Origin of the sequence: Marinobacterium sp. xm-a-152 (assembly GCF_013282965.1) — a bacterium.
In the GTDB taxonomy this organism is placed as follows: domain Bacteria; phylum Pseudomonadota; class Gammaproteobacteria; order Pseudomonadales; family Balneatricaceae; genus Marinobacterium_E.
In genome coordinates this window covers 19,548-42,650 of sequence record NZ_WBYI01000005.1, presented here as the reverse complement: position 1 = coordinate 42,650, position 23,103 = coordinate 19,548, and the positions used below count along the sequence as shown (strand labels likewise).

22 protein-coding genes are annotated in these 23,103 nt (G+C 50.1%); 12 read left to right on the top strand and 10 right to left on the bottom strand.

The features are described from left to right. Positions 1–41: 41 nt before the first annotated feature. Genes XMA152_RS05850 through XMA152_RS05835 form a run of 4 tightly spaced genes read right to left on the bottom strand, consistent with a single transcriptional unit; the run spans position 42 to position 3,321 of the window. On the bottom strand, positions 42–1,004 hold the full coding sequence (locus tag XMA152_RS05850) for an SLAC1 anion channel family protein (RefSeq protein ID WP_173483019.1): 963 nt from the start codon (positions 1,002–1,004) through the stop codon (positions 42–44). 57 nt (positions 1,005–1,061) lie between these two features. Beyond that, complete coding sequence (tsaA, locus tag XMA152_RS05845) at positions 1,062–1,742, bottom strand: tRNA (N6-threonylcarbamoyladenosine(37)-N6)-methyltransferase TrmO (RefSeq protein ID WP_173483018.1); 681 nt, start codon at positions 1,740–1,742, stop codon at positions 1,062–1,064. Positions 1,743–1,746: 4 nt separating this feature from the next. Further along, on the bottom strand, positions 1,747–2,562 hold the full coding sequence (locus XMA152_RS05840; protein WP_173481206.1) for an SDR family oxidoreductase: 816 nt from the start codon (positions 2,560–2,562) through the stop codon (positions 1,747–1,749). A 60-nt stretch (positions 2,563–2,622) separates the two neighbouring features. After that, on the bottom strand, positions 2,623–3,321 hold the full coding sequence (locus tag XMA152_RS05835; protein ID WP_173483017.1) for a ComF family protein: 699 nt from the start codon (positions 3,319–3,321) through the stop codon (positions 2,623–2,625). A 99-nt stretch (positions 3,322–3,420) separates the two neighbouring features. Here XMA152_RS05835 and bioD point away from each other — a divergent pair, with 99 nt between their 5' ends. Next, positions 3,421–4,083, top strand: coding sequence for a dethiobiotin synthase (bioD, locus tag XMA152_RS05830; protein WP_173483016.1), 663 nt, complete (start codon positions 3,421–3,423; stop codon positions 4,081–4,083). Here bioD and XMA152_RS05825 read toward each other — a convergent pair. Genes XMA152_RS05825 through xseA form a run of 4 tightly spaced genes read right to left on the bottom strand, consistent with a single transcriptional unit; the run spans position 4,072 to position 7,707 of the window. Then, positions 4,072–4,830 carry an alpha/beta fold hydrolase gene (locus XMA152_RS05825; RefSeq protein WP_173483015.1) on the bottom strand — a complete coding sequence of 253 codons (759 nt, stop codon included), beginning with the start codon at positions 4,828–4,830 and terminating at the stop codon, positions 4,072–4,074. The two genes, bioD and XMA152_RS05825, sit on opposite strands and share 12 nt — an antisense overlap. Positions 4,831–4,833: 3 nt before the next feature. Then, entirely contained in the window at positions 4,834–5,460 is a 627-nt protein-coding gene (locus XMA152_RS05820; RefSeq protein WP_173481202.1) for an FKBP-type peptidyl-prolyl cis-trans isomerase, read from the bottom strand. Positions 5,461–5,509: 49 nt separating this feature from the next. Then, positions 5,510–6,322, bottom strand: a complete 813-nt coding sequence (locus XMA152_RS05815) for a peptidoglycan DD-metalloendopeptidase family protein (protein WP_173481201.1) — start codon at positions 6,320–6,322, stop codon at positions 5,510–5,512. A 29-nt stretch (positions 6,323–6,351) separates the two neighbouring features. Further along, a complete protein-coding gene (xseA, locus tag XMA152_RS05810; RefSeq protein WP_173481200.1) occupies positions 6,352–7,707 on the bottom strand; it encodes an exodeoxyribonuclease VII large subunit in 1,356 nt (451 codons plus the stop codon). Positions 7,708–7,877: 170 nt separating this feature from the next. Between xseA and guaB the strand changes: the two genes are divergently transcribed. The 7 genes from guaB (at position 7,878) to tadA (ending at position 13,747) form a co-directional block, all read left to right on the top strand. Further along, a complete protein-coding gene (guaB, locus tag XMA152_RS05805; RefSeq protein ID WP_173481199.1) occupies positions 7,878–9,347 on the top strand; it encodes an IMP dehydrogenase in 1,470 nt (489 codons plus the stop codon). A gap of 90 nt (positions 9,348–9,437) precedes the next feature. Then, complete coding sequence (gene guaA, locus XMA152_RS05800; protein WP_173483014.1) at positions 9,438–11,018, top strand: glutamine-hydrolyzing GMP synthase; 1,581 nt, start codon at positions 9,438–9,440, stop codon at positions 11,016–11,018. A gap of 3 nt (positions 11,019–11,021) precedes the next feature. Then, positions 11,022–11,567, top strand: a complete 546-nt coding sequence (locus XMA152_RS05795) for an NnrU family protein (protein ID WP_173483013.1) — start codon at positions 11,022–11,024, stop codon at positions 11,565–11,567. Between the two features lie 30 nt (positions 11,568–11,597). Next, on the top strand, positions 11,598–12,149 hold the full coding sequence (locus tag XMA152_RS05790; RefSeq protein ID WP_173483012.1) for a hypothetical protein: 552 nt from the start codon (positions 11,598–11,600) through the stop codon (positions 12,147–12,149). A 2-nt stretch (positions 12,150–12,151) separates the two neighbouring features. After that, a complete protein-coding gene (locus XMA152_RS05785) occupies positions 12,152–12,703 on the top strand; it encodes a hypothetical protein (protein ID WP_173483011.1) in 552 nt (183 codons plus the stop codon). Positions 12,704–12,838: 135 nt separating this feature from the next. Continuing rightward, positions 12,839–13,141, top strand: coding sequence for a hypothetical protein (locus XMA152_RS05780; protein ID WP_173483010.1), 303 nt, complete (start codon positions 12,839–12,841; stop codon positions 13,139–13,141). A 102-nt stretch (positions 13,142–13,243) separates the two neighbouring features. Continuing rightward, the gene (gene tadA, locus XMA152_RS05775; RefSeq protein ID WP_371731755.1) at positions 13,244–13,747 is read left to right on the top strand and encodes a tRNA adenosine(34) deaminase TadA; all 504 of its coding nucleotides are present in this window, start codon (positions 13,244–13,246) and stop codon (positions 13,745–13,747) included. Here tadA and mltF read toward each other — a convergent pair. Then, complete coding sequence (gene mltF / locus XMA152_RS05770; protein ID WP_256368515.1) at positions 13,731–15,143, bottom strand: membrane-bound lytic murein transglycosylase MltF; 1,413 nt, start codon at positions 15,141–15,143, stop codon at positions 13,731–13,733. The two genes, tadA and mltF, sit on opposite strands and share 17 nt — an antisense overlap. Positions 15,144–15,247: 104 nt before the next feature. Between mltF and purL the strand changes: the two genes are divergently transcribed. Then, positions 15,248–19,150 (top strand): phosphoribosylformylglycinamidine synthase, encoded by a 3,903-nt coding sequence (gene purL, locus XMA152_RS05765; protein ID WP_173483008.1) that lies wholly within the window; start codon positions 15,248–15,250, stop codon positions 19,148–19,150. 87 nt (positions 19,151–19,237) lie between these two features. Here purL and XMA152_RS05760 read toward each other — a convergent pair whose 3' ends face one another. After that, entirely contained in the window at positions 19,238–20,197 is a 960-nt protein-coding gene (locus XMA152_RS05760; RefSeq protein ID WP_173481191.1) for an outer membrane protein assembly factor BamD, read from the bottom strand. A gap of 127 nt (positions 20,198–20,324) precedes the next feature. Between XMA152_RS05760 and rluD the strand changes: the two genes are divergently transcribed. The 3 genes from rluD to XMA152_RS05745 are packed head-to-tail and all read left to right on the top strand — an operon-like array spanning position 20,325 to position 23,087. Beyond that, positions 20,325–21,293 carry a 23S rRNA pseudouridine(1911/1915/1917) synthase RluD gene (gene rluD / locus XMA152_RS05755; RefSeq protein WP_173483007.1) on the top strand — a complete coding sequence of 323 codons (969 nt, stop codon included), beginning with the start codon at positions 20,325–20,327 and terminating at the stop codon, positions 21,291–21,293. After that, a complete protein-coding gene (pgeF, locus tag XMA152_RS05750; protein ID WP_173483006.1) occupies positions 21,290–22,030 on the top strand; it encodes a peptidoglycan editing factor PgeF in 741 nt (246 codons plus the stop codon). The genes rluD and pgeF overlap by 4 nt, the downstream gene beginning before the upstream one ends. After that, positions 22,020–23,087 (top strand): nitronate monooxygenase family protein, encoded by a 1,068-nt coding sequence (locus XMA152_RS05745; protein WP_217364010.1) that lies wholly within the window; start codon positions 22,020–22,022, stop codon positions 23,085–23,087. The genes pgeF and XMA152_RS05745 overlap by 11 nt, the downstream gene beginning before the upstream one ends. Positions 23,088–23,103 lie beyond the last annotated feature (16 nt).

Below are 23,103 nucleotides of genomic sequence, written 5' to 3'. Positions count from 1 at the left end.
ATACGCACTGCTCTGGGCTTTAGAGCACGGAGTGACGGGAATCAATCGGGTTGGAAAATAGATCCTTTGATAGCCGCTTTAACCGTCTTCACAATTAGAATCGATAGCAAAATAGAGACCAGTGTCAGCATTAGGTGGCTCAATGTTTGATAGAAGAGAGTCTGGCTCTGCTCAAACATGATCAGTGTGCCAATGGTGAAGGCGGCAATTGGGAAAGAGTAGGCCCACCAAGAGACAAAGAAGGGGATTCTTGCAAAACGTGGGAGCTGCGACACAAGTAGCAGAACCAAGAACATCGCCGCGTAGTAGAGAATGTGTGCAAAGTTATCGACAACGCCCTGATTGAGTTTCAAATAGGCGATGAATCCTACCGCGGGGGGCGCGATCATGATGAACAGTGTCGGCAGTAACTTCTCTGGGAGTGGCTCGTGAAAAATGATGCGGTTAAAAACTAATACCTTTAACACAATCCAGTAGAGTATTCCGATCGCAAAGAAGAACCAGCTGACCTCGGTAAAGCCCAGCGTAACCCCCCCAATGGGCGCGATGATGTTGCCCACAATCGGGATGAACCAAGCAGGGGTTGTGTGTTGTACCTGCCAGCGAGCGTGGTGTATCCATTGATTCATCAAATAGAGCGTCAAGATCAGTTGGATTGAAGCGCCCATCCACCAGACGGCCGTTGCCAGAGGTGTCATGATCTCCGCCATTGCGACCGCGATCAGCATTAAGCCGATGGAAAAAGCAGGGAAGAAGCTGATTTTGATGGGGTGATTAAACTCAGCAATCACCTGATGAGCATGACGGCGCATCTTTAATAGGTAGCTGATTGCCAGTGTTGCTAATAGAACGGCCGTAATCACCAATAACACTTGCCACACTAGGTGAGTAACACCTAAAACCTCAGAGGCTTTTTTCCAAGCGAGGGTTAAGCCACCCATTCCCATTACCGTTGCGAACAGAGCAACCGGCATATGAGCTAGACGAGATGTCACATCATTCATTGTTTAATCCTGTGAAATTAGATGGTTCTAATATAAAGGCTAACCTTACTGGCAACATTAAGATTGATCAATTGATAAAACCTCTATTAGGTCGCTACTGATCGAAAACTGAATGTTGAAGTGCTCCAAACTGATTCCGTAAATACGTGTCTCATCAGAGTGAAAGGCTGGTCTAGGATCTTGCCTTAAGACCTCTTCAATGAGTGTCGATAGTTGTGGTTCTTTAGAGATAACCTCTAAGGCCTGATCAGAAAATTGAATAGGTTGTTGCAAGGGTTCGGGCTGTTCCATGCCGGGGTAAACGGCATCTGGCACTGAGTCGGAGTAGGGGATGTAGGGTTTGATATCAAAGACCGGGGTGCCATCGACAAGGTCGATGCCGGACAGATTCAGGTGAACCCCTTGGTTTGTATTGATTGAGTCGAGTTTCACAACCGATAACCCCATGGCGTTGGGGCGATGTGTGCTGCGTGTGGCAAACACGCCTAGCTTCTCGTTACCACCTAAACGGGGTGGTCGAGTTAAAGGCTTCCAGCCGGCATTCAGGTTCTCACTGAACTGAAAAATCAGCCAAACGTGAGAGCAGTTCTCTAACCCCCTAACGGCATCAGGATCGTTGTAGGGTGCGACTAATTCCAATACGGCTTTCGCGGAGGGTGCAAGGCCAGGCTGGCGCGGTGCTCCAAACTTCTCTTTGAATGGGGTTTTGATGAAACCGATCGGTTCAATACAGTGCATTCAGTTACATCTCTTCAATCGGTCTATCAGGAACGGCAGCGTCATCGTAGGCCCCCCAAATGGTTTGATCGAACTGAATGACGGATCCCGTCATCATGCCGCTGTCCTCTGAAGCCATCCATAGCACCGCTTTAGCGACCTCATCTGTCTGAAGAATTCTGCCTGCTGGTAGGGTGGCTGCTTTCCGATCAATAAATGAATCATCCCCCGTCTCTTGAGCGATCAGCTCTCGCTCGTGATCAGAGTTCATCCAGCCTATATCGAGCTGATTGACGCGAATTTGGTTTCTTAACAGGGCATAGCCAGAGTTTCTGGTGAGTGTCGCCAAGGCACCTTTTGATGCGCAGTAGGGGGATAGAAAAGGTTGTCCGGCATGTTCTGACATCGATCCAATGTTGATGATGGCTCCTTTGATCTTCTCGCGAATCATCACTTTGACACTCTCTTGCATGAGAAAGAAGGGCGCCTTTGTGTTGATGGCGAACATTTGATCGAACAGTTCTGGAGAGGTCGTCAGTAGGTTGCCTCTATCCGTTAATCCTGCCGCATTCACCAATAGATCAACCCGTCCAAACTGCTGATCGGTCTCGGCCACAATGTTGCGAACCTGGTCTATTTGATCGAGTTCAGCCGCAACAAAATGGGTTTTAATGCCATACTGTTCCGCGATCTCTGAAGAGACCTGTTTGCCTCTGATCTGGTTGCGGCCGGTGATAACAATTCCTGCTGCGCCTGCTTGGGCAAATTGGTGTGCGATGGCTGCGCCCAAGCCTTGAGTGCTGCCTGTAATGATTGCTACTTTTCCATCGATACGGTTCATCAATCTGTCCTAGTTTGATACTGACATCACCATACTGTTAAGAAAGGTTTGTGAAAAGTCTTATCGTCCTGGCGTTCTACAAATACTAATCGCTTCAATGTAAACCGTACCCGCTGCTTTGAGTGCTTCAGATGCTCGGTCAAAGGTGGTGCCGGTGGTATGAATATCATCGATCAATAGGACGTGACTGGGCGCTGGCTGATTGCAGTAGAAGGTCGAACCTAAATTGGTTTTACGTTCTGCACGATTGAGTGAGGCTTGATGGTCTGTTCGACGCTTTTTTTGAAGGGATTGTCGATCAAGGGGGAGCTTTAAATAGCGACTCAAATGTTGGGCAATGATCTCCGCTTGATTAAAGCCACGCAGTGCACAATCGATTGGGTGACTGGGTATCGGTATCAGTGTGGGTTGGGTGCCGAATCGAGAGAGATCGATCTGCTGTGCTAGCAGTTGGCTCATCCAGAAAAGGGGCTCTGGATTCTTTCCCTGTTTGATCTTCTGGAACAGCTCTCGCATGGGGAACTGGTAGATCAGTGGTGATTGTGCGGTATCAAAATGAAACCACTCGCCATAGCAGTCTGGGCAGGATTCGTCTGGTTGATTAAGAGGGTAAGCGCAGACCTGGCAGGGGGTGCTGTTTTTAGCAAGGTCTGCAAAGCAACCTAAACAGAGTGGCTGATTGAGCGGTTTGCTGAGTCTGCATAATGGACATTTTGCTGAGTCAAATAACCACTCAACGATCGACTCTATCTGAAACATCAGTCTGGCCTCCTTGCCTATGATAAATTTAGTTTAGTCAGCGTTTTTAACTCTGTAAAATAGCCGATCAAACATAAACTGAAAGGGGCAGTGCAAGGTATGAAACAGCGTTTTTTTGTAACAGGCACTGAGGTCTCTTCACCCGTCAATGAGTTCAGTTGCGCGCTTTTAAAGCAGACTAATCAGAAAGGATTTAGCTCTCTTGGCCTCAAGCCAGTTGCTATTGGATGCAGTGACGTGGATGGAGAGTTAAAGAGCCAAGAGGCGCTGAATTTAATGGCTTACTCCTCCATTGAACTCTCCTATCTTCAGGTCAATCCTTTCTCGCTTGCCGAAAATACTTCGCCACACATTGCTGCTGAGATGGCGGACGTTAGAATGAGTGCCGATCGAATTAAAGCCTACATGAGTGGCGCACTGATGCGTTCGGTTAACCTGGCATTGGTTGAGGGAGTCGGTGGATGGCGGGCGCCCATCAATGATCGTGAGTCGATGGCTAGCGTCGCCCAGGCTTTGGGCTTTCCAGTGATATTGGTCGTTAGTCTAAATGAGAATGCGATCAATCAGACCTTATTAACCGTCGAAGCGATCCGTCGCGATGGTCTCGCTTTGGCCGGCTGGGTCGTTTCACAGGCCCAGTGTGACTCTGATGAACGAGCAATCGAGTGGTTGCGCAGAGTGGTTCCAGCGCCTTATTTAGGTTCTCTCGCTAGCGAAGGGGGTGAGTCAGATCGGTTGGATTGGGCGCCACTAGGACTGTAAAAACCGCTCAACAATCTTTGTAAAAAGCGCAGGCTTCTCTGCGTGTGGCCAGTGCCCAGTCCCCTCGATGATTCTGAGTTGAACTTTGGGGAAGCGTTTAACCACCTCGTTTTGGTATTCAGTCTTGATGTAGTCTGATTCGCTGCCTTTGATGAAAAGAGTTGGGCCTAGGTATTCCCCCTCACTCATTGGGCTGGCGATCTGATCATACTCGCGCTCAAGTGCCTCTATGTTCATTCGCCAATCAAACCCAGCCTCTGTGCGATAGAGGTTCTTCAGAAGAAACGCTCGAATACTAGCATTGTCAATGTGATGACTTAGGTGTTGATCAGCCTCGGTTCGGCTTTTGATCTCGTTCAGTGGGACCTGTTTTAGCCCTTTGAACACATCGGTGTGGTGGTGAGGGTATTGCACGGGAGCAATATCAACCACGATTAATCGTGAGACTCGTTCGGGATTATTCAGTGCCAGCTCCATGGCGATCTTTCCGCCCATAGAGTGCCCCAATAGATTAAATTGCTGCAACCCAAGTTGGTCGGCCAGTGCCAGGACGGAGTCTGCAAAGGTGCTGTAGTTAAACTGATCAACCTGAGGAGAGCGGCCATGGTTCAGCATGTCGGGAGCGATGACATCAAACTGCTGTTGCAGTGCTTTGATGGGACCGCCAAGATTTTCCCAGCTGCCGAATAGGCCGTGTAACATCAAAAGCGGTTCACCAGAACCGCTTCGATGAAAGTGCAAGCTCATCGCTTACAGAACGTCCAGTAGCTCAACGTCAAATAGAAGCGTTGAGTAAGGAGGGATGCCGCCCGGAGAACCTTGCGCACCGTAGGCTAGGTTGTAAGGGATAAATAGGCGCCATTTAGAGCCTTTAGGCATCAACTGAAGGGCTTCAGTCCAACCTGCGATTACACCTGTTACGGGGAATTCGATCGGTTGACCGCGCTCGACAGAGCTGTCGAAGACAGAACCGTCTGTGAATGTGCCGTGGTAGTGAACGCGTACTTTGTTAGCCGTTGTTGGCTTTTCAGCATCCGCATCACCTGCTGATAGGATTTCGTATTGCAGACCCGATTCAGTCACCGTTACTTCATCACGCTTTGCGTTGTCGTCTAGGAACTGTTGGCCAGCAGCCGCTTTCTCTTTGGCTTCTGCTTCTTGTTTAGCGCGTAGGCGTTCAGTCAGCTCGTTGAATGCCGCTTGTAGATCTTCTGGTTCTACGTGCATCGCTTCGCCGGCGAAAGAGGCTTTAAGGCCAAAGGCAACTGCGTTGATGTCTACGCCGTCAAAACCGTTTTGTGCCAGTTGGTCACCCATCTGACGACCAATGCCGTAGCTGGCGCGCTGTTCAATTGTTTCTAATGTAATGTCGCTCATGATTATCCAAATGTTTCGTTTAAGAACGGCGCGCAGGGTAACATATTCGTTACTGTTGAACGAATAGCAGTGGGTCTACGCGTTGGTTATTCAGACTCACGCCCCAGTGTAGGTGGGGTCCCGTCACTCGTCCGGTGGCACCTACCAGACCGATCTGTTGTCCCAGATCGACTTGATCACCGACTTTAACGTCAATTTTGCTCATGTGGCAGTACATGGTGGATAGGCCATGGCCATGGTCGATGATCACGGTATTGCCATTGAAGAAGTAATCTCCTACGGCGGTTACTTTGCCTTTAGCCGCTGCTTTAATCGGTGATCGATCGGGTGCAGCAATGTCCAGTCCAGAGTGGGGTGCACGAGGCTGATCATTGAAAAAACGTTTAAGTCCAAAGGCGCTGGAGTAGGGGCCTTCAGCAGGCATAGCCAAAGTCAGTATTGGGTCTTCGTTTTTGGTAAACAGTTTGTAGGCGCTCTTTTGCTCAGCCGACTCTCGTTTCCAACGTGCAACCTGTTTGGGGTCGGGTTCGACGTATTTACGCTGCTTAATCTTCAAACGCTGTTCTGGATAGGCTTTATCGTCTAATTGAAAGGTTAGAGTCTTGCCACTGAATTTGAGCTCCTGTGCTTTGCCAACGGTTGCCTTAAGGCTAATGCCGGCAACGGCAGTCCACTGTCCCTCTTGATCGACAACCATCACTCGGTAACCGTCATACGTCACTTCAGGTGCAGGTTCGCTGCTGGGCAGGCCTAGGTCTACGATGGCGATACCGCCCGGTACACGAGACTCTGTGGGCAGTGCTTTTGCAGTTAGGCTGAATAGAGCCAGTGACAGTGTCATCAGAAACAGGGGTAATCGCATACTCTCTCCCTTAATTATTAGTGTGCTTATCAATCGTTGGTTTCGGTGTGGATATCTGTAACCGTTGATGTGATGGAGCCTTTTTGCAGTCGAATATTGATACTCTGCCCGGCCTTAACTTGGCGTGAATCGCGTATCACCTCGTGCTGATCAGTCGTCGCCAATGCATAGCCACGCTCAAGCGTCGCTAGCGGGCTAATGGCCTGAAGGCGGCCCACCTTTTCAGCCAGCTCCAGCTTTCGTCGATCAATTTTACTCTTCGTAAGACTCTCTAACCGACTCATCAGTTGTTTAACCTGTTCCTGATGAGCAGTAAGAGTTCTACTCGGATTGAGACGACTAAGCTGGCTTTGGTTCTGATTGAGTTGGCTGCGTTTGTCGCGCATCAATCGGTTCATCGCGCTGTGCAGTCTCAGCTCCAATTCGTCACTACGCTGAACCTGTTCGCGGATACGCTCTCCGGGGTGTCTAAGCCGCTGTTGTAGGCTCTTTAACTGTGCCTGTTTTGCTGACAATAACCAATCAAACCGCTGTTTAAGAGCGCGCTCAGCTCGATTGATGTTGGCTAATATCTCTGCGCCATTGGGGCTGAGTAATTCGGCTGCTGCTGACGGAGTAGGGGCTCTTAAATCCGCCACCATGTCGGCGATGGAGAAGTCGACTTCGTGCCCGACCGCCGAAACGGTCGGGATGTTTGAGTTGGCTAGACTGAGCGCAACGACCTCTTCGTTAAAGGGCCAGAGATCTTCAAGCGAACCGCCACCGCGACCCACAATGAGTACATCCGCGATCCCTTCGCGGTTTGCCAGTTCAATCGCCTTAACAATTTGCCCAGTGGCTTCATTGCCTTGAACCGCCGTTGGGTAAAGTCTGACGGGTAGTCCAGGGTAGCGACGTTTGAGTACCGTCAAGATGTCGTGAATCGCTGCTCCAGTGGGGGAGGTGATCACGCCTATGCATTTAGGGTGTTCAGGGATCGGTTTTTTGCGGTCCGCTTCAAATAGCCCTTGCGCTTGCAGTTTTAGCTTTAGTTTTTCGAATAGGACTTGGAGTTGCCCTTGGCCATCTTGCTCCATAGCGCTACAGATCATCTGATAGTCGCCACGCCCTTCGTAAAGACTCACGCGTCCGGTGACAACCACCTGGTCACCCTCCTTGGGGGCAAAGTTCACCCGCAAATTGTTACCACGGAACATGGCGCAGCGAACCTGAGCTTTCTGATCTTTAAGGGTGAAGTACCAGTGGCCAGAGCTTGGCTTGGCTAAGTTGCTGATTTCGCCAACGACCCTGATCGAAAGAAACGAGTTCTCCAACAGCGATTTCACCTGCTTATTCAGCTCGCTAACTGCGATGGCCGTTCGGTTTGAAGAGGTTTGAACATTCATCCGATCATGCTAGCGGTTGTTGCCGCTTTTTAACAGAAAAAATCCTTTTGTGCGGCGCAGAAAAAAGGGTAAAAAATGCCGCTATTTGCTGAGACTTTAGATTGATAAAAAAGGCGTATTTTAGTAATATATTGGGCTAATTTTTTGCCCATTTAGACAGGTTTTTTAGAATGTTACGAATTGTTGAAGAGGCTTTGACCTTTGATGATGTACTTCTCGTTCCCGCTTATTCAGAAGTGTTACCTAACGCCGTTAGTTTGAAAACACGTCTGACCAAGGGTATCGAACTCAACATCCCACTGGTTTCTGCGGCGATGGATACCGTGACTGAATCTCGTCTTGCGATAGCTATGGCGCAAGAGGGTGGTATCGGCATCATTCATAAAAACCTGACCATCGAACAGCAAGCTGAAAATGTTCGCCGAGTGAAAAAGTTCGAGGCGGGTGTTGTTACTGATCCAGTCACTTGTCAGCCGACTACAACGGTTCGTGAAATCATCGCGCTGTCTCGTGAAGTGGGCTTCTCTGGTTTTCCTGTTGTTGAGAACGGCGACCTGGTTGGTATCGTCACTAGCCGTGATGTTCGCTTTGAAGAGAACCTAGACACCCCAGTCTCTAACATCATGACACCCAAAGAGCGTCTAGTGACGGTGGGTGAAGATGCGACTCACAAAGAGATCTCTGACCTTCTGCGTAAACACCGTATCGAGAAACTTCTAACCGTAAACGAGCAGTACCAACTGACCGGTATGGTGACGGTTAAAGATATGAACAAGGCGCAGGCTTACCCTAATGCGGCTAAAGATTCTCGCGGTCGTCTACTGGTAGGTGCTGCGGTAGGTACTGGTGCGGATACAGAAGCTCGCGTTGCAGCACTGGCTGAAGCGGGTGCCGATGTCATTGTTGTTGATACGGCACACGGTCACTCAAAAGGTGTTATTGATCGTGTTCGTTGGGTTAAACAGAACTTCCCAGATGTACAGGTGATCGGCGGTAACATCGCAACAGCAGATGCTGCCATCGCGTTAGCGGATGCGGGTGCTGACGGCGTTAAAGTAGGTATCGGCCCTGGTTCTATCTGTACGACACGTATCGTCGCAGGTATCGGTGTGCCACAGATCAGTGCGGTAGCCAATGTGGCTGCGGCGATGGCTGAGCGTGGCGTGCCTCTGATTGCTGACGGTGGTATCCGTTTCTCGGGTGATATCTCCAAAGCGATTGTTGCGGGCGCCTCTGCCGTCATGGTGGGCTCTATGCTTGCCGGTACTGATGAAGCGCCAGGTGAAGTTGAGCTGTTCCAAGGCCGTGCATTTAAGTCATACCGTGGTATGGGTTCTTTAGGTGCGATGTCAGGATCAACTGGCTCTTCAGACCGCTACTTCCAAGATGCGAAAGCGGGTGAAGATAAGCTTGTACCAGAAGGCATCGAAGGTCGTGTACCTTCGAAAGGTCCGCTGGCAGGCGTTGTACACCAGTTGATGGGTGGTCTTCGCGCCTCTATGGGTTACACCGGTTCAGGTGATATCGACACCATGCGCACTAAACCAGAGTTTGTTCGTATTACCAATGCAGGTATGAGCGAGAGCCACGTGCACGATGTCAGCATCACTAAAGAGGCACCAAACTACCGCGTCGGTTAAGACTCGATAGTTAGAATTTCAGTGGGGTAACTCAGGTTGCCCCATTTTTAGTTTTAAGGGCAGCTTGCCCGCAGTTGGAATCAGAAAGAAATGAGCCAAGATATCCATTCGCAACGCATACTTATTCTAGATTTTGGATCGCAGTACACCCAGTTGATCGCACGTCGTGTTCGTGAAATCGGCGTCTACTCTGAGATCTATGCTTGGGATATGGACGAAGCTGACATTCGTGCCTTCAATCCAAAGGGTATCATTCTAGCCGGTGGTCCTGAGTCTGTGACGGAGTTGGATTCGCCACGTGCTCCACAGGTGGTTTTCGATCTGGGTATTCCGGTTTTGGGTATCTGTTACGGCATGCAGACCATGGCAGAACAGCTTGGCGGTAAAGTGGCTTCGTCGGACGAGCGTGAATTCGGTTATGCACGTGTCCGTTTGATGGATAACGCCAGTCGTCTACTTGAAGGTATCGAAGATCATATGGCAAACAACGGTGTCATGTCGTTGGATGTCTGGATGAGCCACGGCGATAAGGTCGTTGAGTTACCTGAGGGTTTCTCAATCATCGCTGCGACTGAATCAGCACCTGTTGCAGCTATGTGTGATCCTGCTCGTCAACTTTACGGCGTGCAGTTCCACCCAGAGGTGACTCATACGAAACAGGGTCTGCGTATTCTTGAGCGTTTTGTCCGTGACATCTGTGGTACTGAAGCACTTTGGACGCCGGCCAATATCATTGCGGATCTGGTTGAGCGTGTTCAAGCTCAGGTGGGTGACAATAAAGTATTGCTTGGCCTATCGGGAGGTGTCGATTCCTCTGTGGTTGCAGCGCTTCTGCATAAAGCGATCGGCGATAAGCTGACCTGTGTCTTTGTTGATAACGGACTTCTTCGCAAGAACGAGGGCGATCAGGTCATGGAGATGTTTGCGAACAACATGGGTGTTCGTGTTATTCGTTCTGATTCTGAAGATCTCTTCTTGGGTCGTCTTAAAGGTGAAGCGGATCCTGAGAAGAAACGTAAGATTATCGGTAATACCTTCATTGAAGTATTTGATGATGAGGCGGCTAAACTAACTGAGTGTCGCTTCTTGGCTCAGGGCACCATCTACCCGGATGTGATTGAGTCGGCTGCCTCGAAGACCGGCAAGGCGCATGTGATCAAGTCGCACCACAACGTGGGTGGTCTTCCTGAAGATATGGCATTTGAGTTGGTTGAGCCACTGCGTGAACTGTTTAAAGACGAAGTTCGCAAGATCGGTCTTGAACTGGGTCTTCCCTACGATATGGTCTACCGTCACCCCTTCCCAGGCCCTGGTCTCGGTGTTCGTATTTTGGGTGAAGTTAAGAAAGAGTATGCCGACATTCTTCGTGAAGCGGATGCGATCTTTATCGAAGAGCTGCATAAAGCGGATTGGTACCATAAAACGAGCCAAGCCTTTGCCGTATTCCTACCCGTTAAGTCCGTAGGGGTTGTGGGTGATGGCCGCCGTTACGAATGGGTCATTGCGATTCGTGCCGTTGAAACGATCGACTTCATGACCGCTCGTTGGGCTCACCTACCTTATGAACTGCTTGAAACAGTCTCTAGCCGTATCATCAACGAAATTCCGCAGGTCTCTCGTGTGACATACGATGTTTCGAGCAAACCACCTGCAACCATTGAGTGGGAATAATCGATGTTTCTTTTAAGTTCAGGTGTTTTTCTCTGGTCATTAGCGCACCTTCTTAAGCGCATAGCACCCGCTTTTAGGGCCTCTTTAGGCAATCTTGGAAAAGGCCTGATCGCTGTTGCGATTCTGATCTCAGTGTTAATGATGGTATTCGGCTATCAACAGGTTGAGACGACTCACTACTGGGGTCGCAACCCCGCGATGGTCGGTATCAATAACCTGTTGATGCTGTTGGCTGTCTACCTAATGGTCGTTTCAGTCGTTAAAAGTGCATTGGCAAATCGTGTGCGTCACTTGCAACTGAGCGCTGTTAAAACCTGGGCAATTGCGCACTTGATGGTTAATGGTGACAGCGCGTCGTTTGTTCTGTTTGGTGGTCTGCTCGCTTGGGCCGTAGTCAGCGTGATACTGATTAATAAAGCGGGTAAGCCTGAACTTGAAAAACGACCAACGAGTCTTGTTCGTGAACTGATTGCCGCCATCGTTACGGCTGTTCTGTTTGGTGCCATAGCCATGGCTCATATGAAACTGGGCTACCCAGTTTTTGGTTAAGGGTCGACTGAGCGTTTAGGGATGAAGCAGATGAAACCATTAATCTTTGGATATCTCATTTTAATGGTCTCTATGCTGCTTCAGTACCAGGTCATTTGGCCTGCTGAGGCTGTGTTGCTGTCTCACTGGTCAGAAGGTCCAGCCAGTCTTCTGTTTCTTCCTCATGGCATCAAAGCGCTGTTGATCGTTTTGGTCGGACCGGTTGCGGTTTTACCTATCGCTTTAGCTCATTTAACGACCGATATCCTGATCGGAGTCGATGCCGGAAGGGTTCTCTTCTCTGCGTTTGTTAGCTCGGTTGTCATGTTAATACCGATGTTGATGTTTAACTACGTCTCGCAACGTCCACTCTTATCGGGTGTAATGGGATCAGGGTTCTCATTGCCTCAAATGACTCGGCTGACCTTCTCGGTTGGTTTGATTGCTGCACTTCTTAATGCATTGGCGAATGCGGCCTGGTATAGCGAGAGCGGTGTAACGCTTTTGGCGTTTCGATATTTAACGGGTGATCTGTTGGGTATATTCGTGGCTCTTCTGCTTTGGAGTCTATTGTCTCGAATTGCTCATAGAGTGAGTGATTAGTTGTGCTGCAGATTACGTTGTTTGCGCTACTCTCTGTTGGATTGCTTATCCAATATGAAGTGATCTTTCCGTTAGAGTCCTATCTACTGCCTGCTTCAGCGGCTAGCTTTCTTTATATTCCGCACGGCATTAAAACGGTGATGGTGGTGTTGTCTGGTTATCGAGCGCTTCTACCGATTTTTACCGCCCATCTTATGGCCTATGTGATATGGGCGGTTCCGACACCGTCGATCGCTTTAGATGCCCTAGTTAGTACACTGGTGATGTTTATTCCATTGGTTATTTGGAACTTTAATCGACTTGCACCACTGTTGGCGCCCCTGCCCATTGCTGACGACTCTAAATTGGTTCTGTTCAGAATTGTTCTGGCTGTCGCTTTTGTATCATCACTATTTAATGCACTTTTGCATACTCTACTGTTCACTAATGAGTCGATCGGACTGTTGTCGTTTAGATTTTTGGTAGGTGACTTGCTAGGTACTCTGCTCGTACTGACTCTGTTGATGCTGTCTAAGAAACACCTAGTGAATCCTATTAAGAAGCAGGTAAACTGACTTTTTAGTCAATTTCGCGATGTGGAATACCTTAGTTGATTGCTAGGTTTAATAAGTCTGCTATAATGCACAAGTTGATAGCAGTGAGAGGCTGTTAAGGCCGAAGTTCCTGCTGAATAATTAAAGGAACTCTGTATGAGCACTTTGAAATTTTATCTAGGTTTGATCAAGCTAATTGATTCAACCTCAAAAGAGCTGGGTTTGGATTCGTTGACTGATTCTGACCGTCAAGTTCTTAACATGCTTTGGGAAGTGGCTGATCAAAATACGGCTAAAGCCTCTCTTAGCTACGAAGTCTTTGCTGACTCTGCGATTGCAAAAGGGATTAAAGTCTCTCGCTCGCAATTCTTTAAGTCATTGAAAAAACTTGAAGATGTTGAGTTGATTAAGCGTGTTGAAGGGCCTCGTAGCTCTACTTACCAGCTGAAAGCTGAGTAATCGCTCGTTAAAAGCAAAACATCAGATTAAAGCTGCACACTGTGCGGCTTTTTTGTTTTTGGGGTGCAAGTTACCATAGGGTTTTAAAATTTAGGACGTAATGTGGACGATCAGTATTGGATGAGGCAGGCGCTTGAGCTAGCGGCGCAGGCGGGTGAGCACAACGAAGTGCCTGTGGGTGCAATTGTTGTCCTTGATGATCAAGTCATAGGTCGTGGCTTTAATCGTCCAATCAGCGGCTGTGATCCATCAGCACATGCAGAGATCCAAGCCCTCAGGGATGCTGCTAATCGTCTTGAGAACTATCGCCTTGTGGATGCAACGCTCTATGTAACGATCGAACCCTGTTCTATGTGTGCTGGTGCCATTGTGCACTCTCGTATCAAGCGATTGGTGTTCGGAGCCTTGGAGCCCAAAGCGGGGGTGGCAACTAGCCAAGCTCAATTTTTTGTTCAGCCTTGGCTCAATCATCGTGTGGAAGTGCAGGGTGGGTTACTGGCAGATGAGTGCTCATCAATGATCAGTGACTTCTTTGCACGCCGTCGAGATGAAAAGCGACAAGCCAGGCTCAACAAGTTTGGCGAGGCCTCTAATCCAGAGGTTTAAGTTTGATAGAACGGTTTTGATTCAACCGCCTGAACGGTTCAATGATCTGCGTATACTTTTGAATGTTGTTCACATAGGTGACGGGTTCACTACCGCGAGCCTCTCCATGACGGGTTTTGGCCGCAATCTCTGGATCTTCAAGTAGTGGTAAAAACTGCGCTACATCCTCCCACCTGTCAGCATTTTTGCCGCCACGTTGAGTCAGTATGCGAGCATCCTCTAGGTGTCCAAAGCCAACATTATAACCGGCCATGGCTAACCAAAGTCGTTCGGGCTCTGGAATACGATCAGGCACTTTTTCTTCCATTTTTCTCAGGTATTTTGCACCCCCGATGATGCTCTCTCTGGGGTCTGTTCTCTCCTCAACCCCCATCTCTTCTGCTGTCGCTTGCGTGAGCATCATGATGCCTCGCACGCCTGTGCTAGAAACGGCATCCTCATCCCAGTGCGACTCTTGATAGCCCACCGCGGCGAGAATGTGATGATCGAGCCCAACCAACTCGCCTGCTTCAACGAAGTAGGGGTTTAAAGGCTTATAGCGCTCCTCAAGTGCCATGCGAAAAGCGTGTGTCTCGACAAAGTTAAGGGGATTTTTGGGTGGGGTAGAGTCTCTGTTGAGCTGCTCAATCAGCCTCTTGGATTCGGGTTTTTCTAACCAATCGCTTACGGCTTGGTTTAGAGTTTGATCTTCACTTTTTAGCGAGTACCAAACAGCAGGAGCATCGCTTTGGATCTCAAAGGCTTTTGCTAACTCGGGGTGATAGCTTTTCACGCGACTGAAAAGATCGGAAGGTACAACCGCGAAGGTGGCCTCTCGGTTCTGCAGCAGTGTCATCAGATCTAGATGATTGAGCTCCTCCAAAAGATCAACCTCTATATCGGGTTTGATGCTGAGCAGTTGGGCCGCCTCGGCGCTGCCATCCAAAGCAAGAATCTTGCCCTCTTTGATATCAGCGAATGATTTAGGGCGCTTGAATCCTTGGGTCTTTCTGTAGATGATCAGTGTGCGGCTGTCGCGATAGCTTGGATGGGGCTGGTATATCGACTCTCGAGATGGCGTTAGGTGAAGATTGGCAGCTGCAATATCGGCTCGACGATCACGCAGAGCCTGAAAAACATGTTGGTGATCCTCGGCAATGACGAATTCGATACCTAGACCTAGATGATCGGCAAAGTTAGTCGCAAGTTGATACTCAAAGCCTGTGCGAGTCTGATCAATATCGAGTGTGGATAGGGGGGCTGCAAGTGAAACGACACGTAGATAGCCTCTATCTGTTATCTGTTCGATCAGCGGTTTTCGGTTAGCACTGGTCAAGACAATCCAAACCGCCAGAAACAGAATGCCGGCAGTATAGATATACGGTCTTAATCTTGGTGCTTGTCGAAGGATAAACATTCGTATTGATTAGCTGCTAGCTCTCCCTAATTGCGTCAGTTTGCGCTAAAATTGCACGTTTTCCAACGCCTGATTCGCAGGATCACCAAGAGGCCTCTGAAACCATGCTCGTTTTGCGCGGAGCTCCAGCTCTTTCTGCCTTCCGTCACGCTAAGCTTTTTAACGCTGTTAGCCAAAAAGTTCCGTCAGTTACCGGACTTTATGCGGAGTTTGTTCACTTTGCCGATATGAACTCTGAGTTGAGTTCTGAGAAACACTCAATTCTTGAGCGTATCCTACGATATGGGCCAAAAGCGGATCAGCAAGATCCCAAAGGCAAACTTATTCTGGTTGTTCCTCGCCCAGGTACTATTTCACCTTGGTCTTCTAAAGCGACTGATATCGTACATAACTGTGGTTTGGATGCGATTGATCGTATTGAGCGCGGTACGGCGTTTTACGTTGAGAGTGCGGCAGAGCTAAGCGAGCAAGAGTTGAGCGATGTTCAGGCCGTGCTTCATGATCGCATGGTTGAAGCGGTCATGAGCGACCTAGAGCAAGCTAGCTCACTATTTAGACACGAACAGCCACGCGAAATGGGTCGTGTTGATATCCTGGGCGGTGGTCGTGAAGCCTTGGCTACCGCTAACCAAACATTGGGTCTAGCACTGGCTGAAGATGAGATCGATTACCTTGTCGATAGCTTCAAAGAACTAGGCCGTAACCCAGCTGACGTAGAGTTGATGATGTTTGCACAGGCGAACTCAGAGCACTGTCGTCACAAGATCTTCAATGCCTCTTGGGATATCGATGGAGAAGCGCAGCAGAAATCTCTGTTCGGTATGATCAAGAACACCAATGAGCTAGGCGGCGAAAAAGTTCTATCAGCGTACAAAGATAACGCGGCTGTTATCGAAGGTTGGCAGGCACCGCGTTTCTACCCGAACTCTGAATCTCAACAGTACGGCTACAATGATGAGCCTGTACACATCCTGATGAAGGTTGAGACCCACAACCACCCAACCGCTATTGCGCCTTTTTCGGGCTCTGCAACGGGTTCTGGCGGTGAAATTCGCGACGAAGGTGCAACAGGTCGTGGTGCTAAACCTAAAGCAGGTTTAACCGGCTTTACGGTCTCTGATCTAAACATTCCTGGTTTTGAGCAACCATGGGAGTCGAAATACGGTAAGCCTGAACGCATTGTGTCGCCACTCGATATCATGATCGAAGGTCCAATTGGTGGCGCGGCGTTCAATAACGAATTTGGTCGTCCAAACCTGAACGGTTATTTCCGCACCTTTGAACAATCGGTACCTGGCGCAAACGGTGAAGAGGTACGTGGATATCACAAACCGATCATGCTGGCCGGTGGTATGGGTAATATCCGTGCTGACCATGTTGAAAAAGGTGAGATCGAGGTTGGTTCTAAACTGATCTGTCTAGGCGGTCCTGCAATGTTGATCGGTCTCGGTGGTGGCGCTGCTTCCTCAATGAGTTCAGGCAGTTCATCAGCCGATCTTGATTTTGCGTCTGTTCAACGTGGCAACCCAGAGATGGAACGTCGCTGTCAGGAGGTTATTGACCGCTGTTGGCAGCTAGGTGAAGCCAACCCGATCGAGTTTATCCACGACGTAGGGGCAGGTGGTCTTTCGAACGCATTCCCAGAATTGGTAAAAGACGGTGGTCGTGGTGGTTACTTCCAGCTACGTAACGTCAACAACGATGAGCCAGGAATGGCTCCGCTAGAGATCTGGTGTAACGAAGCGCAAGAGCGTTATGTGATGTCGGTTAAACCGGCGGATCTTCCGCGTTTTGAAGAGATCTGTCAGCGTGAGCGTTGTCCTTATGCTGTAGTCGGTGAAGCGACAGAAGATCACCACCTCACTCTGAACGACACACACTTTGAAAATAAACCGGTTGATCTACCAATGAGCGTGCTCTTTGGTAAACCGCCTAAAATGCACCGTTCGGTTACTCGCGCACAGTACGAAGTGCCTGCGTTTGATAGCAGCAACATTAAACTGGCTGAAGCGGTTGAACGTGTTCTCAAGCTGCCAGCAGTTGCCTCTAAATCTTTCTTGATCACCATTGGTGACCGCTCGATTACTGGTCAGGTTGTTCGTGATCAGATGGTTGGACCTTGGCAGGTACCTGTTGCCGACTGTGCAGTAACCTCGACAGGCTTTGTCGGTTACACCGGTGAAGCGATGGCAATGGGTGAGCGTACACCACTGGCTGTGGTTGATGGCCCTGCATCTGGTCGTATGGCGATTGGTGAGACACTCACCAACCTTGCTGGCACACCGATTGAAGCCCTAAGTGATGTGAAGCTGTCAGCCAACTGGATGTGTGCTGCAGGTCACCCTGGTGAAGATGAGAAGCTGTACGATACCGTTCGCGCGGTAGGTATGGAGTTGTGTCCTGAACTGGGTATTACGATTCCAGTGGGTAAAGACTCGATGTCGATGCGTACTGTATGGCAGGATGCTGATGAGCAGAAATCTGTGACATCACCACTCTCATTGGTGATCTCTGGCTTTGCACCCGTCTCTGATGTTCGCCGTGTACTGACACCTGAGCTTCGCACGGATCAAGGTGAAACGGATCTGATCTTGTTGGATCTTGGGCAGGGTAAAAACCGCTTGGGCCTATCGGCACTAGCGCAGGTATTTAACGAAGTGGGCGCTGATGTTCCAGATCTTGATGATGCGGATCAGTTCTCTACCTTCTTTGCCGCCATTCAAGGCCTGAATGAGCAAGGTTTACTGCTGGCTTACCACGACCGTTCAGACGGTGGCCTCCTAGCGACCATTGCAGAGATGGCGTTTGCTGGTCGCACTGGTGTTGACTTGAGTTTAGATCTTCTAGCATCTGATAAGTCTGAAATTGCAGCGGCGCTGTTTGCGGAAGAGCTCGGTGCGGTCGTTCAGGTTAAGCGTGAAGATACAGAACAGGTACTGACTGAGTTGAATGCGGCTGGTATCGGTGAGATCGCATCAGTGGTTGGTGCTTTGAATCCTGATGATCTGTTGAACATCAGTTTCGATGATGAAGAGGTCTACTCTGAAAGCCGAGTGACACTGCAGCGTTGGTGGGCAGAGACCTCTTACCAGCTGCAATCGCTACGTGATAACTCAGACTGTGCCAAGCAGGAGTTTGACGCGCTGTTGGATGCTGAAGATCCTGGTCTGAATGCTGACCTTTCGTTCGATGTGAATGAAGATGTTGCCGCACCCTTTATCTCTACTGGGGTTCGTCCAGAGATGGCTGTTCTGCGTGAGCAGGGCGTTAATGGTCAAATTGAGATGGCTGCCGCGTTTGATCGCGCTGGCTTCAATACGGTTGATGTTCACATGAGTGACATCCTTGCGGGTCGTATTGAGCTGGATCGCTTCAAAGGCTTGGTCGCTTGTGGTGGTTTCTCTTACGGTGACGTACTGGGAGCAGGTGAAGGTTGGGCGAAATCGGTTCTGTTTAATGACCGTGCGCGTGATCAATTCAGTGCCTTCTTCGAGCGCCAAGACAGCTTCGCACTGGGTGTCTGTAACGGTTGTCAGATGCTCTCTAACCTACACGAACTGATTCCAGGTGCTGAGCTGTGGCCACACTTTGTGCGCAATGAGTCTGAGCAGTTTGAAGCTCGTGTGGCGATGGTTGAAGTGCAGAAATCGAACTCACTGTTCCTAGCGGGTATGGAAGGTTCGCGTATGCCAATCGCTGTTGCACATGGCGAAGGTCGCGCTGAATTTGCCGATGCGTCGCATCTGGCTAATCTAAGTGGTTCAGGTACCGTGGCGTTGCGTTATGTAAATAACCGCGGCGAATTGACGCAGAACTACCCAGCGAACCCGAACGGTTCACCAGAGGGGATTACCGGTGTTACCTCTGCCGACGGTCGTGTCACCATCATGATGCCTCACCCAGAGCGAGTGTTCCGTGCCGTACAGAACTCTTGGGCTCCAGATCATTGGAGTGAAGATGGTGCATGGATGCGTATGTTCCGTAATGCACGTAAGTGGGTTGGCTAAGCCACCCACTGTTAGCCACTCAATTTAGAGTGTCGAACGCATAAAAAAGGCGACCTAATGGTCGCCTTTCTTCTATCTTTTTTCTGACTATTCGAACAGTCCGAAGGTGATGCGATCGAATAGAGAACGCTCCTCATCTGCTTGCTCTGATGTGTCAGTCGCCTCTGTCGCTGGCGCTTCATCGGCACGCACCGGTTGAGCCAGTGAGCTGGTTGGTTGAATCGGCTCCGCCAGTTCTGTCCCTTCACCGAGCAGGCCAAAGCTTGCGGTGTAGATCAGATCATTGCGTGGTGCTTTGAATGAGCGAACCTGGTAGTCAGGGAAGTTGGTTGCCAAGACAGTACTCGCATCAGCGGCCAGTTCAGTCAGTCCAAGCTCAGTGTAAGCTTCTGCCATGATTGCCAAGGCATCCGGTGTTGCCGGAGTCTCTTGTAGGTTCTCAACCACGTAACGACCACGGTTTGCGGCTGCCAGCCATGCTTGACGTTTCATGTAGTAGAGTGCGACGTGGATTTCGTAGGTGGCTAGACGGTTTTTGAGGTACTGCATACGACGTTGCGCGTCGGCGGCGTACTCGCTGTCTGGGAAGCGGTTAATCAAGGTTGTAAAACTGTCGAACGAGTCGCGTGCTGCACCTGGATCACGCTGAGCCACATCAATGGGTAGGTATTTAGCAAAGAAAGAGCGCTCGGCTTCAAAGGCGCTTAACCCTTTCATGTAGTAGGCGTAGTCGACGTTGTCGTGATTAGGGTGCAGACGAATGAATCGATCGGCTGCGGCTGCAGCAGAGGTGTTTTGGTTCATTCTAAAGTGTGCGTAGATCAACTCTAGCTGTGACTGTTCAGAGTAACGGCCAAATGGGTAGCGCGCTTCAAGAAGTTGTAGTTTCTCGATCGCGAGCTGGTTATTGCCCGCATCAATTGCACTTAGCGCCTCTTCATAGAGCTGCTCCTCAGGAACATCTGGCTCTATTTTCTCCCCATTGCTACTACAACCCACCAGTAGGGTGGCAGCGAAAAGAGCGGGAATCAGTCGGTTAAAACGCATGTTTACATCCTAATCTATGCACAGCGGTTCAGCGCTGCGATCTCTATTGAGATATACTATTCAATATTCCTTATTTAAACACAGAGCTTAGCTCACCAAAACACTCTTAGAGCCAGATAGAGCAATAATGTCAGAACATATTCACCTTGAAGCCGTTGTACCCGATGAACTCTACGGTAAACGACTCGATCAAGCCGTTGCGCAGATCTTTCCCGACTACTCCCGTTCACGCCTGCAGGGGTGGATAAAAGAGGGGGAGTTGACCGTTGATGGCAAAGTGCTGCGTACGCGCGACAAGCTGACCGGTGGTGAAAAGATTGTCGTCGACGCTCAAATCGCAGTCATTGAAGAGCATAAGGGTGAGGATATCCCGCTCGATATCGTGTTTGAAGATGAACACATTCTTGTGCTGAACAAACCCTCGGGTTTGGTGGTACACCCTGCGTCGGGTCATGCCGAAGGAACACTGTTGAATGCTCTGTTGCATCACGCCCCAGAGGTAGCTCAGGTACCGCGGGCCGGTATTGTGCATCGCCTTGATCGTGAGACAACCGGCCTGATGGTTGTGGCTAAAACGATTCAAGCGCAAACAGATCTGGTTGAGCAGCTACAAGAGCGTTCGATGGGTCGCGAATACGAAGCGGTTGTTCAGGGTGTCATGATTGGTGGTGGTACCGTTGATGAGCCGATGGGTCGACACAGTAAGAACCGTCTTAAAATGGCGGTTGTGGGGCTGGGTAAAGAGGCGATCACACACTACCGCGTGTTGAAGAAGTTTCGTTCACACACTCACATTCGCCTGAAGCTTGAGACAGGTCGTACGCACCAGATTCGCGTTCACATGGCGCACATTAAATATCCATTGGTCGGCGATCCACTCTACGGTGGTCGTTTCCGTCTGCCAAAGAACTGCAGCGAGCGTATGGTGCAGACGTTGAAAGGGTTTCGTCGCCAAGCGCTGCATGCGAAAAAGTTGGAGCTTTGGCACCCTTACACCGGTGAACACTGCAGCTGGGAGATCGATCTTCCAGACGATATGCAGCGCCTGCTGAGCGTTCTTGATAAAGATGCGACGAAATACGATTACGAGCTATGAACTTAATCTGGGCTGACTGGCCGGCACCGCCGAACATTAAAGCACTCTGTACGACGCGCCAGGGTGGTGTCAGCTCAGCGCCGTTTGATCAGCTTAATTTAGGTGATCACGTTGGGGATGACCCCCAAGCCGTTTTGGATAACCGTCAGTCTCTTCTGAATTCACTCTCTCTAGTGAAACCGGCACAGTGGCTGAAGCAGGTTCACGGTGTTGAAGTGGTTGAGGCGTTCCCAGATCAACAGATTCGTCAAGCGGACGCCTGCTACACAACAGAGGCGGGCGTTGCGTGCGTCATCATGACGGCAGACTGCTTGCCTGTACTATTTACTAATCGATCAGGTAGCAAAGTGGCAGCTGCGCATGCCGGCTGGCGTGGTTTAGCGGAAGGTGTGTTAGAGCAGACTCTTTCGCAGTTTGATGATCCGTCTGAGGTCATGGTGTGGATGGGGCCGGCGATTGGTCCCGATGCGTTTGAAGTGGGTCAGGAGGTGTATGACCGTTTCGTCGACGATCTGGCCCAGTCGCCTGACGCGTTTAAGCCCAGCCCCTCGCATAATGAACGCTGGATGGCCGATATCTACCGCCTAGCTCGATTGCGTCTAAACAGAGCCGGTGTTCGCCAGATTTTTGGCGGCGGTTTATGTACTTACACCGATTCAGAGCGCTTTTTCTCTTACCGTCGCCAAGCTCAAACGGGGCGTATGGCTAGCCTAATTTGGATGGACGATGATGAATAGCTCCGGTTTGGCTGGGCTCGGTATTACCCATCCTATTATTCAGGCGCCGATGGCGGGTGTGTCGACACCTGAACTGGCCGCGGCGGTCTCTAATGCAGGGGCGTTGGGCTCTATTGCGGTTGGAGCTGTTAATGCTGATACCGCGCGTCAATTGATCCAGAGAACGCGGGCTTTGACGGATCAACCGTTCAACGTCAATCTGTTTTGCCATCAGCAACCTCAGCGTAGTGCTCAGGTCGAGCAAGCGTGGATTGAGCGCCTAACTCCGCATTTTGATCGTTTCGGCGCGAATCCACCCGCTCAATTGAATGAGATCTACCTAAGCTTCCTAGATGATCCCAATATGTTGGCGGTGCTGTTAGAAGAGCAGCCTGCGGTTGTCAGCTTTCACTTTGGTCTGCCCGAGGCCGCTTGGATTAAGCAGTTACAAAACAGGGGTGTCCTGACGCTGGCCTGTGTCACCTCGTTGAGCGAAGCGCAGTTAGCGATTGCTGCGGGTGTTGATGCTTTGGTGGCTCAGGGTGTTGAGGCAGGTGGGCATCGCGGTCTCTTCGATCCTCACCAGGATTCACGGCTAATGACAATGGATCTGGTCACTCAGTTGGCCTCTTTTGTTGAACAGCCAATTATTGCCGCAGGCGGCATTATGACAGGGGCTGATATTGCCGCCGCGTTGAGTGCTGGCGCTGTGGCTGTGCAGATGGGAACAGCCTTTGTGCTCTGCCCTGAATCTTCGGCCAATGCTGGATATCGAGCCAATCTAAGTCGTGGCGCTGCGGTTAACACCGAGATCACATCAGCCATCTCCGGTCGACCGGCTCGCGGCATTATCAATCGAGCCCATACAGAGATTGAGCCTGACAACAGAGAGGATATTCCCGATTACCCTCTGACCTATGATGCGATGAAGCAGTTGGCTACAGCCGCTGCTGCACAGGGCGACGAGGGGTATGCCGCACACTGGGCTGGCACGGGTGCTGGGTTGGCGAGATCCATGCCCGCTGCGCAGCTGGTCGAGACTCTCGTGTCAGAGCTGCAAGCCTCACTCAACTCATAAAATCCGATAATCAGAT